This window comes from Falsiruegeria mediterranea M17 (genome assembly GCF_900302455.1).
GTDB lineage: Bacteria > Pseudomonadota > Alphaproteobacteria > Rhodobacterales > Rhodobacteraceae > Falsiruegeria > Falsiruegeria mediterranea.
In genome coordinates, this window is the sequence record NZ_ONZG01000004.1 from 293925 (window position 1) to 307321 (window position 13397).

The 13397-nt window shown below is 59.0% G+C and carries 12 protein-coding genes and 1 tRNA gene; 11 read left to right on the forward strand and 2 right to left on the reverse strand.

Annotation, left to right across the window (positions count from 1 at the left end; all coding sequences use genetic code 11):
* Nucleotides 1-98: 98 nt before the first annotated feature.
* The 7 genes from TRM7615_RS09945 to lysM all read left to right on the forward strand — a co-directional run bounded on the left by TRM7615_RS09945 (nucleotide 99) and on the right by lysM (nucleotide 6594).
* Nucleotides 99-581, forward strand: a complete 483-nt coding sequence (locus tag TRM7615_RS09945) for a MarR family winged helix-turn-helix transcriptional regulator (RefSeq protein ID WP_108786981.1) — start codon at nucleotides 99-101, stop codon at nucleotides 579-581.
* Complete coding sequence (locus tag TRM7615_RS09950; RefSeq protein WP_108786983.1) at nucleotides 578-2017, forward strand: sulfatase-like hydrolase/transferase; 1440 nt, start codon at nucleotides 578-580, stop codon at nucleotides 2015-2017. Before TRM7615_RS09945 ends, TRM7615_RS09950 begins: the two co-directional genes overlap by 4 nt.
* Complete coding sequence (locus tag TRM7615_RS09955) at nucleotides 2017-2865, forward strand: MBL fold metallo-hydrolase (protein WP_108786985.1); 849 nt, start codon at nucleotides 2017-2019, stop codon at nucleotides 2863-2865. Before TRM7615_RS09950 ends, TRM7615_RS09955 begins: the two co-directional genes overlap by 1 nt.
* Before the next feature lie 142 nt (nucleotides 2866-3007).
* Complete coding sequence (locus TRM7615_RS09960) at nucleotides 3008-3856, forward strand: fumarylacetoacetate hydrolase family protein (protein ID WP_108786987.1); 849 nt, start codon at nucleotides 3008-3010, stop codon at nucleotides 3854-3856.
* Nucleotides 3857-3987: 131 nt separating this feature from the next.
* A tRNA-Gly gene (locus TRM7615_RS09965) sits at nucleotides 3988-4061 on the forward strand.
* Between the two features lie 214 nt (nucleotides 4062-4275).
* On the forward strand, nucleotides 4276-6093 hold the full coding sequence (locus TRM7615_RS09970; RefSeq protein WP_108787300.1) for an ABC transporter transmembrane domain-containing protein: 1818 nt from the start codon (nucleotides 4276-4278) through the stop codon (nucleotides 6091-6093).
* A gap of 72 nt (nucleotides 6094-6165) precedes the next feature.
* The gene (lysM, locus tag TRM7615_RS09975) at nucleotides 6166-6594 is read left to right on the forward strand and encodes a peptidoglycan-binding protein LysM (protein WP_108786989.1); all 429 of its coding nucleotides are present in this window, start codon (nucleotides 6166-6168) and stop codon (nucleotides 6592-6594) included.
* 38 nt (nucleotides 6595-6632) lie between these two features.
* On the opposite strand, the gene TRM7615_RS09980 is transcribed toward lysM, so the two are convergent.
* A complete protein-coding gene (locus TRM7615_RS09980) occupies nucleotides 6633-7724 on the reverse strand; it encodes an NAD(P)/FAD-dependent oxidoreductase (protein ID WP_108787302.1) in 1092 nt (363 codons plus the stop codon).
* 86 nt (nucleotides 7725-7810) lie between these two features.
* On the opposite strand from TRM7615_RS09980, the gene TRM7615_RS09985 reads away from it, so the two are divergent.
* The 4 genes from TRM7615_RS09985 to TRM7615_RS10000 all read left to right on the forward strand — a co-directional run bounded on the left by TRM7615_RS09985 (nucleotide 7811) and on the right by TRM7615_RS10000 (nucleotide 12443).
* Nucleotides 7811-8158, forward strand: a complete 348-nt coding sequence (locus TRM7615_RS09985; protein ID WP_108786990.1) for a winged helix-turn-helix transcriptional regulator — start codon at nucleotides 7811-7813, stop codon at nucleotides 8156-8158.
* Nucleotides 8159-8344: 186 nt separating this feature from the next.
* Entirely contained in the window at nucleotides 8345-10234 is a 1890-nt protein-coding gene (locus tag TRM7615_RS09990) for an acyl-CoA synthetase (RefSeq protein ID WP_108786992.1), read from the forward strand.
* An 11-nt stretch (nucleotides 10235-10245) separates the two neighbouring features.
* Nucleotides 10246-11169, forward strand: coding sequence for an alpha/beta hydrolase (locus TRM7615_RS09995; protein WP_108786994.1), 924 nt, complete (start codon nucleotides 10246-10248; stop codon nucleotides 11167-11169).
* A gap of 74 nt (nucleotides 11170-11243) precedes the next feature.
* The gene (locus TRM7615_RS10000) at nucleotides 11244-12443 is read left to right on the forward strand and encodes an NADH:flavin oxidoreductase/NADH oxidase family protein (protein ID WP_108786996.1); all 1200 of its coding nucleotides are present in this window, start codon (nucleotides 11244-11246) and stop codon (nucleotides 12441-12443) included.
* A 42-nt stretch (nucleotides 12444-12485) separates the two neighbouring features.
* Here the strand turns inward: TRM7615_RS10000 and TRM7615_RS10005 are convergent, their stop codons facing one another.
* Nucleotides 12486-13340, reverse strand: coding sequence for an alpha/beta fold hydrolase (locus tag TRM7615_RS10005; RefSeq protein ID WP_108786998.1), 855 nt, complete (start codon nucleotides 13338-13340; stop codon nucleotides 12486-12488).
* Between the last annotated feature and the right edge of the window lie 57 nt (nucleotides 13341-13397).

Consider the following 13397-nt stretch of genomic DNA (forward strand, 5'->3'; position numbering starts at 1 on the left):
TTCACAAGCCTGCGCCAGGAATGGTTGACTGGTCAACAAAAAAGTTGACGGATCAACTAAATGGTGCCACGTTGAGGATGAGATAAGGGAGGTTTCGCATGTCAGCGGATCAGGTCACGGACACCGAATTCGACATTCCACTGCAGCAGATGGTGACATTCCGCCTGAGCCGGATACACGCAAAACTCAACGCGCAAGCCGCTAGAATCCTTAAGGAAACTGCAGGCATCTCGTTGTCGCAGTGGCGCATTTTCGTGATGATCGAAACCCACGGCAAGATCACGCCTGCCCAGATTGTCAAGCGCACTGATTTCGATAAGGGGCAGGTCAGCCGGACCGTCAAAGGCATGTTGAAAGAAGGGCTGATCGTGGTTGAAGGCAGCGAATCGGATCAGCGCAGCCACACTTTGGAATTTACCGACAAAGGCTATGGGCTGTTTCAGCAGGCGCGCCCAGCCATGCGTACACGTCAGACTGCTCTGTTGGGCAGCCTGACGGCCAATGAGCGCCAGGTGATGTTCACTGCGATGGACAAGCTGGAGCTGGCAATGGAACAAATCGAAGAAGAGAGCCGGGCATGACTGGCAATCTGTTGGTCATCATTTCGGACGAGCATCAGGCGCGGGCCATGGGCTGTGCCGGGCATCCGATTGCACAAACGCCGCATCTGGACGCTTTGGCTGCGCGTGGGACGCGGTTCACCAATGCCTATACACCGTCGCCCATCTGCGTGCCTGCGCGCGCCAGCTTTGCCACCGGGCGCTATGCGCATGAGACGCGTTTGTGGGACAATGCCATGCCTTACGACGGGTCGATCCCGGGCTGGGGGCATGCGTTGCAGGACAAGGGCGTTCCGGTCGATAGCATCGGCAAGCTGCATTATCGCGCCGAAGAGGATCCGGCCGGATTTGATACTGAGCACATACCGATGATGGTGGCCGGGGGCGTTGGCATGGTCTGGGCCTCGATCCGAAAGGAAGACGAGCGGATCATGGGCAAAGGGCGGATGCTGGGCGATTACATCGGGCCGGGCGACAGCAAATACACAGACTACGATGCAGCTGTAACGGCGCGCACCTTGGACTGGTTGCAGGACCGAGCCGCGAGCCACGACAAGCGTCCATGGTGTCTATATGTTGGGCTGGTGGCTCCGCATTTCCCCTTGGTGGCCCCGCAAGAGTTCTATGACCTCTATCCACACGACCAACTGCCCGAGCCAAAGCTTAACCCGCGTGACGGATACAAGCGTCATCCTTGGGTCGAAAAGCAGAACGCCTTTATGGACAGCGAAGCCAAGTTCAAGAACGAAGAGGAACGCCTGACGGCAATCGCTGCATACTATGGCCTATGCAGTTGGCTGGACCACAACGTCGGTCAGATCGTGGCTGGTCTGGAATACGCGGGCTTTGGCGACGACACCACGGTCATCTACACCTCGGATCATGGCGACAACGTCGGCGCGAGAGGGCTTTGGGGGAAATCCAACCTGTATCAGGAAAGCGCTGCCGTCCCGATGATCATGACCGGTCCGGGTGTGGGGCAGGGGACCTGCGAAACGCCCGTCAGTCTGTTGGATGTCTCGGCCACCATTTCGGATCACTTTGGAGCGCCGCTCAAGGCCTCGGACGGGGTGCGATCGCTCTATGACATTGCCTCGGGCGCGCCGGAGCCGGAGCGCCCGGTGTTCTCGGAGTATCACGCAGCAGGTGCTGTGTCGGGGGCCTTCATGCTGCGGATTGGTCGGTGGAAATACCACCATTATGTGGGGTTCGCGCCCGAGCTGTTCGACCTGGAAGCCGACCCGGAAGAGACCCGGAACCTGGCCAATGATCCGACCCACGCCGACACGTTGGCCCGGATGGAGGCAGCGCTGCGTGAGATCTGCGACCCGGATGCGGTCAATCAACAAGCTTTCGATGATCAGGCGGCTCTGATCGCCAAACACGGGGGCCGCGAGGCTGCCCTGAAACTTGGCGCGCCCGGTGCGACGCCCCCCCCAATGATGGAAGTAAAGTAATGAAACTGACCATTCTCGGCTCGGGCTCTCCCGAAGCATACGCCCGCCGTGCATCCACCGGTTATTTGCTGGAGATCGGCGATGACAAGATCCTGTTCGACTGCGGTGGCGGGGTGTTCGACAACCTCGTGCGGTCTGGCCGTTTGCCCAGTGACATCACGCATCTGTTTTTCACCCATCTGCACACCGACCACATGATGGATTACGCCCGCCTCGTGCATGCCGCCTGGGACGAGGGCGCGCCGCCGCTCAAGGTCTGGGGACCCCGCCCGATTGCGCGCATGACCGAAGGCTACTTTGGCCGCGATGGCGTATTGTCACCCGACCTGTACGCCCGCACCGAACTGGCCCCCAGTCAGCAGGTCTGGGTCGCCCGTGGCGGCACCCTGCCACGTGCTTGGCCCGCGCCCGAAGTGACCGAGATCAAGCCGGGTTTTTCCTTCCAGGGCAATGGGTGGGAGTTGAAAAGCTGTGAAGTGCCGCATGCGCAGCCAGCGTTCGACTGTATGGCCTTTTCGGTCGAGGCGGGCGGCAAGAAGTTCGTCTATTCCGGTGATGCAGGCATCTGTGATGCGCTGACCGAATTGACGGCGGATGCCGATCTGTTGATCCACTGGTGTTACCGCCTGTCCACCGATGACATCCACCCCGCAATTGCCGAGTTTTCGCCGACGCCGGAACACATCGCCAAGATGGCCCAGTCTGCAGGCGTCAAAGAGCTGTTGATCACACACTTCCGCATCCACATGGACAGCGAAGAGGGGCACATCAGCGCCAAGGCAGAGTTGAAAGAGCACTTTGCAGGCCCGGCAACGATTGTCGACGATCTGGACGTTTACGAGATCTGATCGACACGGAGCCGACCGCACGCCTCTCTCCCCTCGGCGCGCGGTCGGCTCCTGTTTCTTGTGCCGGGGGCAGGTGATTGACCTCGGGGCTTTAGCGGTGATTATGCCGTCATGCCAAAGATGGAATGAGGGAAGCACAATCATGAAACTGTTGCGGTTTGGAGAGGCCGGAGCCGAAAAGCCGGGGTTGCTGGCTTTGGATGGAACCTTGCGCGATTTGTCAGGTCATGTGGCCGATATCTCGGGCGCGGCCTTGTCGGACGCGGGGCTTGAGCAGTTGCGTGCCGTTGACCCGGACAGCCTGCCCGTGGTCGAGGGCAATCCGCGCCTTGGCCCCTGTGTCGGCTCAATCGGCAAGTACATGTGTATCGGGCTGAATTATTCTGATCACGCCACCGAATCCGGGTTGCCCATCCCCGAGCACCCGATCCTGTTCATGAAGGCCAATTCTGCCATTTCTGGCCCGAATGATGCTGTGGTGATGCCGAGGGGGTCCACCAAGACCGATTGGGAGATTGAACTGGGCGTCGTGATCGGGACCAGAGCCAAATACGTCAGCGAAGCGGACGCGCTGAACCATGTGGCGGGCTATTGCATCGCCAATGATGTGTCAGAACGTGATTTTCAATTGCATCTGACGGGCCAATGGACCAAGGGCAAATCCTGCGACACCTTTGGCCCGACCGGCCCCTGGCTTGTTACTCGCGACGAGGTGCCGGACCCACAGGCCCTGTCGATGTATCTGGACGTCAACGGCCAGCGGATGCAGACCGGGAATACCGGCACCATGATTTTTTCCGTGGCACAGATCATCTCGCACCTCAGCCAGTTGTTCACACTGCACCCCGGCGACGTCATTTCGACGGGCACACCACCGGGCGTTGGCATGGGCATCAAGCCCGAGCCGATCTATCTGAAAGCAGATGACGTGATGGAATTGGGCATCGACGGTCTGGGGCGGCAACGCCAAGTGGTGCGCGCCGACATTTAAGGAAAGGTGTTGCTCTGAATTTTTCCGAGCAACATCAATTCTGTGGTCGAGTTTTTGCGACGTTAAGGCCAGTTCTGCCCGGATCGCTATTGACGTCCCAGACCGGCTGTTTTACCAAGCAAAAATTCTTGGCGGGTATGGTGAAATGGTATCATAAGAGCCTTCCAAGCTTAAGGTGCGGGTTCGATTCCCGCTACCCGCTCCAAGAATATCCCAGCCCAGTACGATTGCCTGAAACCCGATGAAATTCGGGCATGGATGGCCCATGTTCGTGTCTGCCTGGGGACGCGGCAAAGGGTCCCGCGGACGATCTGTCAAGTGTTGACCGCTTGACCCTTGCGCCTCTGCCAGCCATGAAACGGAACGACGCTTGGCCCAAAGGGCCAGGTCAGGGGATCACACAGAACCAAAGGCCCATCATGGCAAGACAACCAGCGCACCCATCGACCACCGCTGCCCCCGGAGGAAGCGAAGAGCGCGAAGCCTCCAAGAAGATCGGTGTTTTGCAGGCTTTGTGGCCGTTCATGTTGCCGTACAAAGGGCTGATGATCGGGGCAACGATTGCATTGGTCCTGACCGCCGCGATGTCGTTGACGCTGCCTTTGGCAGTGCGCCGGGTTGTCGACAATTTCCGGATCGGCGAGGCCGAGGTGCTGAACCTGTATTTCATGGCCGCCATGGGGATTGCCGCCGTTCTGGCCGTTGGGACGGGGGTTCGATATGCGCTGGTAACCCGGTTGGGAGAGCGCGTGGTGGCCGACATCCGCATCGCCGTCTTTGACCGCGTGATCGGGATGAGCCCCGAGTTCTATGAAAAGATCATGACTGGCGAGGTGCTCAGCCGGATCACTACGGACACGACTCTGATCCAATCGGTTCTGGGCTCGTCCGTATCGATTGCGCTGCGCAACATGCTGCTTTTTGCGGGCGGTATGGTGCTGATGCTGCTGACCTCGGCCAAGCTGACAGGCATGGTGCTGTTGATCGTGCCTGCCGTGGTAGTGCCGATCCTGGTGCTGGGGCGTCGTCTTCGGGTGATCAGCCGCGAGAACCAGGACTGGATCGCTGCTTCATCCGGCAACGCGGGTGAGGCGCTTGGCGCGGTACAGACGGTGCAGTCGTTCACCAACGAAAACGCCAGCCGCGAGCGGTTCGCGGATATGACCGAAACGTCTTATGTCGTCTCAAAGAAACGCATCCAGACCCGCGCTGTTCTGACCGTGATCGTGATTTTCCTGGTCTTCACCGGCATCGTCGGCGTCTTGTGGATGGGCGCCAATGACGTGCGTCAGGGAGAGATGACCGAAGGCACCCTGATCCAGTTTGTGATCTATTCCATCATCATGGCAGGCTCTGTCGCAGCCCTGTCCGAGATTTGGAGCGAGTTGCAGCGTGCCGCCGGTGCCACCGAACGGCTGGTTGAATTGCTCAACGCCCAAGATACGGTGCTGGACCCCGAGGGTCCTGTTGCTGTGCCGGACCCTGTGACGGGCGAGATCCAGTTCAACGACGTCACTTTTCGCTACCCCGCGCGGCCCGAGACGCTGGCGTTGGACGGCATGTCTTTGACGGTAAAGCCGGGTGAAACCGTGGCCTTTGTTGGCCCATCGGGCGCGGGCAAGACCACCGTGATCCAGATGATCCAGCGGTTCTATGACCCCGATCAGGGGCAGATCACCCTGGACGGCGTCGCGCTGACCGACATGCGCCGCGACAGCTTCCGTCGTGCCATCGCCATGGTGCCGCAAGACCCGGTGATCTTTGCCGCCTCGGCCCGCGAGAATATTCGATTTGGCCGACCCGGTGCCACGGATGCCGAGGTCGAGCAGGCCGCACGCGCAGCGGCGGCGCATGAATTCATCTCGGCGCTGCCTGAAGGCTATGACAGTTTTGTGGGCGAACGTGGCGTGATGCTGTCGGGCGGCCAGAAACAGCGCATCGCCATTGCCCGCGCCATCCTGCGGGATGCGCCCGTGCTGCTGCTCGACGAAGCGACCTCGGCGCTTGATGCGGAAAGCGAACGTGCGGTGCAACAGGCCGTGGATGAGCTGAGCGAAGGGCGCACGACGCTGATTGTGGCACACCGTCTGGCGACCGTGAAAAAGGCGGACCGGATCGTTGTGATGGAAGATGGGCGGATCGTTGATCAGGGCACCCATGACGAATTGGTGGCCAGTGAAGGCCTGTATTCCCGTCTGGCCCGGCTGCAATTCACCGATGGTTTGGAGGCCGAATAATTCCCCCTGCCTGATCCGGGACAGGCTGCTACCCCTGCTGCGAACCTGACACGCAGAAAACGGAGTAGTGACATGGGCCTGTGGAATTTCATCAAGGACAGCGGCAAATCTATCTTTGGTGGCGATGACGCCGAACCGACAAAAGAGGCGCTGGAGCAGGAGATCGCTGATCTGGGTCTGGACGCGACGGGTGTGGATATCACAGTTGAAGGTGACACCGTTAAGCTGACGGGGGCAGCCGCCAGCGACGAGATCAAGGAAAAGCTCATCCTGGCCGTTGGCAACGTCGAAGGCGTCTCTGCGGTCGAGGAAGAAGTTGCTGCCGAAGGTGGCGCGCCGGTGTTCCATACTGTCGAAAAAGGCGACACCCTGTGGGCGGTTGCCGAAAAAACCCTGGGCCACGGCGCCAAGTACCAAGAGATCTTTGAGGCCAACAAACCGATGCTTAGCCACCCGGACAAGATCTATCCAGGCCAGATGCTGCGCATCCCACAGGCCTGATGCCTTGACCGGGCATGACATTGCAGGCGAGGGGGGCTCTAGCCCCTTTCGCTCGTCAGGCCAAAAGCCTTGCGATACTTGGGAATGAAAAGATCTTTGCCTTTCATCGTGCGGGTGATCCAATTCCCAACGGTGGCAAACAGCCAACTGTTGCCGATGACGGGGCCAAGCGGAATCAGGATGGGGGCCTTCTTCCATGGGCTATAGGGCTTTTGACGTTCAACTGGTTGGCCTGCGAGAACCTTTTTCAATGTCTTGATGAGCCAGGGGTTCTGCCGGGTTGTGGCGACGATGGTCATCCCGTCGCCAACGTCGGCAAGGTCACCAGCAATGAAGAGGTTGGGATAATCAGACGGGCGCAACCACGCATCGGCCTTTAGGCGGCCGGATGACCCGACCGTAACACCTGGCACGTTTTGCAGCAGGGACGATTGCGGCTTTGATCCGATAACCGGAAAGATCAGATCAGCCTCGATCACGGTTCCATCGGTCAAGGTCACGGCCCCCTGATAGGGCTGATCCATATGGCGCAAGTCTTGCGCGCGCTGACCCAGAACCACGTTCACACCGACGCCTTCCAACTTGCGTTTGAGCTGCGCGCCCAACTTGGCAGGGTACATGGGAAACAGCCTATCATCCGAAGAAATCAAGGTGATGGATTTGCCGGGTTGAGCCGCCGCGATCTCGCCTGCCAGTTCCGTCCCCACGGCACCCGCACCGACAATCGCAACAGAGCGTGCCTTGGCCAGTTGGGCACTGACATCTGCCGAGGCCTGGCGAAATTCAGCAATACTATCGCCCGAGGGTTTGAAAGGCGCCGCATAAGATGAACCGGTCGCCACAACGATAAAATCCGCCGGGTAGGCGTCACCGGTGTCCAGCGTGACGGATGATTGCGAGACCGAAACGGCGCGGCCCCGAACGACCTGACCAGATTTCAAGAGCTTATCATAGGGCAGGGTAATCTGGTCCAGCAGTGTGGGGTCAACCAGCGCCCGGATGGCGGCAGGCGGCATTACAAAGGCCTCTCGTTGTTCGATCAACGTGACATCCGCCAATTCATCCAGTGCCTGGGCCACTTCGAACCCGACATACCCGCCACCAACAATTACGATTTTCTTTTTGGCCATCTGGTCCCCCATTGCGGCACGACGTTCTGGGAGCTAGGTAGTTTTGTGGGATCAACTGAACAAGTACGATCATTTTGGATACTGTCGTGAAACATGAAGAGCTGGAACATCATTGCCAGATCGAGGCGCTGATCACCGCCATCTCGGGGCGGTGGAAACTGTTGATCATCTATTGGCTTGCGCAAGGAAGCTGCCGGTTCAATCAGCTTCAGCGCAATCTGGGGCGCATCACGCACCGCACATTGACGCGCCAATTGACCGAGCTGCAAGAGGCTGGATTTGTCTTGCGCAAGGACTTCAAATCCATACCCCCGCATGTCGAATACAGTCTGACCGAACTGGGCCAAAGCCTGATCCCGCTGTTGCGAGAAATGCATGACTGGGCGGCGCAGAATGCGGACAAGCTGCCGCCCCCCAGCGGTTTTCCAAAATAGAGGCAGGCTTCTGGCCCCCCCATTTGCCTTTCGCCGTAGCGTCAAACCTCGGGTTGCGTGACGTCACTCATGTTGATTTTTTGATCACCGGTTAAGCGCTTGCTTGCACAAGTGTGGGAGAGGCCGCATCTTGTGCTTAAGGATGAACTTTGCCCGGGGAACGGGCAGACGTTGGGAGGAATACGGATGACATTTGCAACCGTCGCTGATCGTACGCGCATGGAAAATGAAATGAGCTGGGAAGAACGGGACGTTCCCGTTACCCTGCACCAGATGCTGTCGCGCACGGCCGGAAATTTTCCGTCCCGCCCCGCCATGAGCTATCAACTGCTGTCGGGCCCCACTGACAAGGCCGAGACGCTCAGCTGGCAAGAGCTGCTGGAAAAGACCAACCAGGCTGCGAACTTGTTCCGGTCTCTGGGTGTCGGCGAAAACGATGTCGTTGCGTATATCCTGCCCAATTGTAACGAAACGCTACTGACGTTCCTGGGCGGCGCGGTAGCGGGTATCGTCAACCCGATCAATCCGCTGCTGGAACCAGAGCAAATCGCCTCGATCCTACGCGAGACCGGTGCCAAGGTTGTTGTCACGCTGAAGCCTTTCCCCAAGACTGATGTGGCCCAGAAAGTGGCCGAGGCCGTGCGCCACGCGCCCGGTGTGAACACCGTGCTCGAGGTCGATCTGAACCGCTATCTGACACCGCCCAAGTCGTGGATCGTACCGCTGATCCGACCCAAGCTGGAGAACAAGGATCAGGTTGCGCATGCGGACTACAAGAACTTCAACAAAGAGCTGAGCAAACAGCCCAGGACGCTGGCCTTTGCCGACAGCACCAAAGACCGGGTCGCCTGCTATTTCCATACTGGTGGCACCACCGGCATGCCCAAGGTGGCGCAGCACAAGTATTCGGGCCTGATCTACAACGCCTGGCTCGCCTCTGAACTGCTTTACACCGAGCAGGACGTGATCATGTGCCCGCTGCCCCTGTTCCACGTCTTTGCCTGCCACGTGATCGTCATGGCGGCTGTGGCATCCGGTGCGCATGTGGTGTTCCCCACGCCGCAGGGGTATCGCGGCGATGGTGTGTTCGACAATTTCTGGAAGCTGATCGAACGTTGGAAAGTGACGTTCATCATCACAGTTCCCACCGCAATTTCGGCCAAGATGCAGCGCCCGGTGGATGCGGATATTTCGACTGTGAAAACCGCCTTCTCGGGGTCGGCCCCGCTGCCGATCGAGCTGTTCCGCCGCTTTGAGGAAGCCACCAATATCAAGATCATCGAAGGCTATGGCCTGACCGAGGCGACCTGTCTGGTGTCCTGTAATCCCGTCGATGGTGAAAAGAAAATCGGCTCGATCGGGATCACATTCCCCTACACGGACGTCAGGATCTTCAACAACACACCCGACGGTCCGGTTGAGGCAGGAGTGGATGAGATCGGCGAGATCTGCATCTCGAACCCCGGCATCTACGCGGGCAACACCTATACCGAGGCCGAAAAGAACGTCGATCTCTACCATTTCGACAAGTACCTGCGCACCGGTGACTTGGGTCGCGTGGATGGCGATGGGTATCTGTGGATCACTGGCCGCGCCAAGGACCTGATCATTCGCGGCGGTCACAACATCGACCCCGCCGAGATCGAGGAAGCCCTGCTGGGGCATGAGGCGGTGGCCTTTGCCGGGGCGATTGGTCAGCCAGACGCGCATTCCGGCGAGGTGCCTTGTGCCTTTGTCGAACTGGTCGAAGGTGCCTCTGTCACACCCGAAGAGCTGATGGAATACTGCAAGGTCCACGTGCATGAACGCGCCGCGCAGCCCAAGCACATGACTATTCTGGACGAACTGCCCAAGACCGCAGTCGGCAAGGTGTTCAAACCTGACCTGCGCAAAAACGCCATCACTCGCGTTTACAACAGTGAGTTGGAAGAGGCCGGCATTGCCGCCCGCGTGGTCTCGGTCATCGACGACAAAAAGCGCGGCCTTGTTGCGCAGCTTGACGCGAACGGCAGCTCGGACGACGATGTCGCCAAGGTCTTGGGTGGTCACACCCGACCATGGGAGTGGGCAGCCTGAGCGGAGGGCCAATGGACTACAACAGTCTGATCGACGAAGAGACCTGGGCGTTCATCGCCCAGACCATAGAAAGTTACCCTGAAGACGCCGTCGAGCTGTCCATTGAAGGACAGCGGCAGGTCTATGATGACATGTGCCGCGTCTTTCATCAGGGGTATCCCGATGGGGTCGAAGCGACGGATGTTCAGGCCAATGGCGTCCCGGTTCGTGTCTACACTGCCGGTCAACCCACCCGCACCGTGGTCTACTACCATGGCGGCGGGTTTGTTGTTGGAGGCTTGGAAAGCCACGACGACGTCTGCGCCGAAATCTGCGTCCAGACGGGGTATCGCGTGGTAGCGGTGGATTACCGCCTGTGCCCCGAATTCCGTCATCCGGTGCAGTTCCAGGACAGCTGGGCCGCGACCGAATGGGCGGCGTCAGAGTTTGGCGATCCACTGATCTTGGCCGGTGACAGCGCAGGCGGAAATCTGGCTGCTTGCGTGGCGCATCATTCACGCGGACGTCTGGACAATGTTCTGGGGCAAGTGTTGATCTATCCAGGCCTGGGCGGGGATATGACCAAGGGCTCATATCTGGAGCACGACAAGGCGCCGCTGCTGACATTGGACGAGATCAAGTTCTATCAGACGGTGCGCTTCCACGGCGACGAACCGGTGGGCGATCCGACCTACGCGCCCCTGCATGACACTGATTTCTCGGGCCTGCCGCCTACCGTGGTCTTTACCGCCGACTGTGACCCACTGCGCGACGATGGCCGCGATTACCGTGACCGCCTGCAAGAGGCGGGTGTCAAAGCGCATTGGATCAACGAAGACGGCCTGATCCACGGCTACCTGCGCGCCCGCACCACCGTCGGCCGCGCCCGAGACAGCTTTGAACGTATCTCGATCGCAATCGAGGCCTTGGGGCAGGGGATCTGGGCCTACGATTGAAAAGCGTCGTGCATCGCGGCTGTGGGGTCGCGATGCTGCAGACAATCCGGTCTTGACTGACTATCTTCAAAATCATGACCGACCCTAAATCTTCCGTTCTCTTCGAACCTCTCACATTGCCATGCGGCGTCGTCTTAAAAAACAGGATCGCAAAGTCCGCCATGTCGGACTCCCTCGGCGATGGATGTGGCAACCCGACCGACGTCCAAGTCAGCCTGTATAAACGTTGGGCGCAAGGTGGTCTGGCTTTGTCGATCATTGGAGAGGTGCAGGGCTCACCCCATTTTGCCGAAAAACCTGGCAATCTGGTTCTGAACTCTTCTGCCGATCTTGAAGGTTTTCGCGCCCTTGCGGTAGCGGGCAGAGCCGACAATGCAAACCTTTGGATACAACTTGGCCATGCGGGCGCGATGGCGGATGGGCCGATTAGCTCTCCCAAAGGGCCTAGTGCATTGGACCTGCCGGGGTTGAAATGTGCGGAGCTAACGCTTGACGAGATACTTGCGATCCCTGCGGAATTCGCGCGCACCGCAGTGCTGGCAAAAGAGGTTGGGTTTGGCGGAGTAGAAATCCACGCCGCGCATGGGTTCTTGCTCAACCAGTTCTTATCGCCGTTGTTCAACAAGCGAACCGATGCGTATGGCGGGTCTTTGGAGAACCGAATGCGCCTGCTGCTTGAGGTCGTGGATGCGGTCAGAGAAGCCGTTGGCCCGCAGTACCCGGTGGGGATCAAACTGAACGCCACTGATCAGTTGGAAGGGGGCTTTCAGCAAGACGAGGCCCTGAAAGTGATCGCGGCGCTGGACGACAAAGCGATTGACCTGATCGACATAAGCGGCGGGACCTATTTTCCTGGCGCGCCGTCCTCGTCTGACCGGGCGGGAACGGGCCCGTATTTTGTGGAATTTGCACAACGCGCGCGGACCAAGACAAAAATCCCGTTGATGGTAACGGGCGGGTTCAAGACCTTTGATCAGGCCGAGGCCGCTGTGTCAGAGGGCCAAGCAGATATTGTCGGTCTTGCCCGTGCATTGGTTGTTGATCCTGACCTTCCCACCAAGTGGCAAGAAGGCCGGGACAAACACCCGTTGTTTCCCCGGTTCAGCGCCCCGCCGGAAGGTGGGGTGACCGCCTGGTACACGATGCAGATCACGCAGATCGCGAGTGGCGGCGCGCAGTTGCGAGCTGATGAATTGCGCGATGTGATCGAGGTCTACGAAGTTCGGGATCGTAAAAGGCACGCGATCTGGAAGGAGCACTTTGGAATCAGGTGAATCGATCCCAAAGCGTTCCTTTGCCTTTCCAGTTTACAAATGTCAGAGAGACGCCAGCCAATCCTTGATGGCCTCTGAATACATCTCGGGTTTCTGAAACATCGAAAAATGGCTGGTCCCGTCCAAGACTAAAAGTTTAGCGTCCGGAATATTCCTGGCGATGGCCGCTGAATGCGCGTGCAGGATCGCCTGGTCATGTTCGCTGTGAACCACCAAGGTTGGGACGGTGATCGATTTGATCGTTTCCAACCCGTCCGCCTTGTCGGCAAACCACATCTCGGACACACCTGCCACGAAGCCTTCGAACCCGTCTGGGGTAGGTGACATCTTGGCGTAATCTCCTGCCATCATGCCAACGTAGCCGCCGAACACCTCATTGGTTTGGACCGATGGATCGACACCTGCCAGAGTGACATTGCCTGCGTGTGCGAAATGGCTGGCCAAGCGATCGGGCGCAGTTTTGGAAATTTCGTAACCGATGTTGGCGCCATCCGACCAGCCCACCAAATGCACCTGCTCCACGTTCAGCGAGTCCAGGAGGGCCAGATAGTCCTGCGCCAGGAGGCTGATGGAATAGGTGCTACCGTCGTTGGTGGTGCGCCCATGTCCTCGGGTGTCGGCCACGATCACCCGGTGATCCTGCGACAGCTCCGCGACCTGCGACGCCCAGATGTCACCATGCGCCAACCCGCCGTGGATCATCAGGATCGGTGCCCCGTCTCCATCGCCGTAGCTGGCAAAATACATGTCTATCCCGTTCACGGATGCGGTTCCGCTGTCGGTTGCCTCGGGCATGGCAGGGGGCGTGGGGATGGTTTTCCACACCTCTTCTGCAACGGCGAGCTGCGCCGTCCCAAGGATGGTTGTCACGGCGGCAAAGGCGAGTGTCTTGAGCATGATGGTCCTCCCGAAACGCTCTGATGTTGATCTTGGCACCGAAACTGGTGCTACATT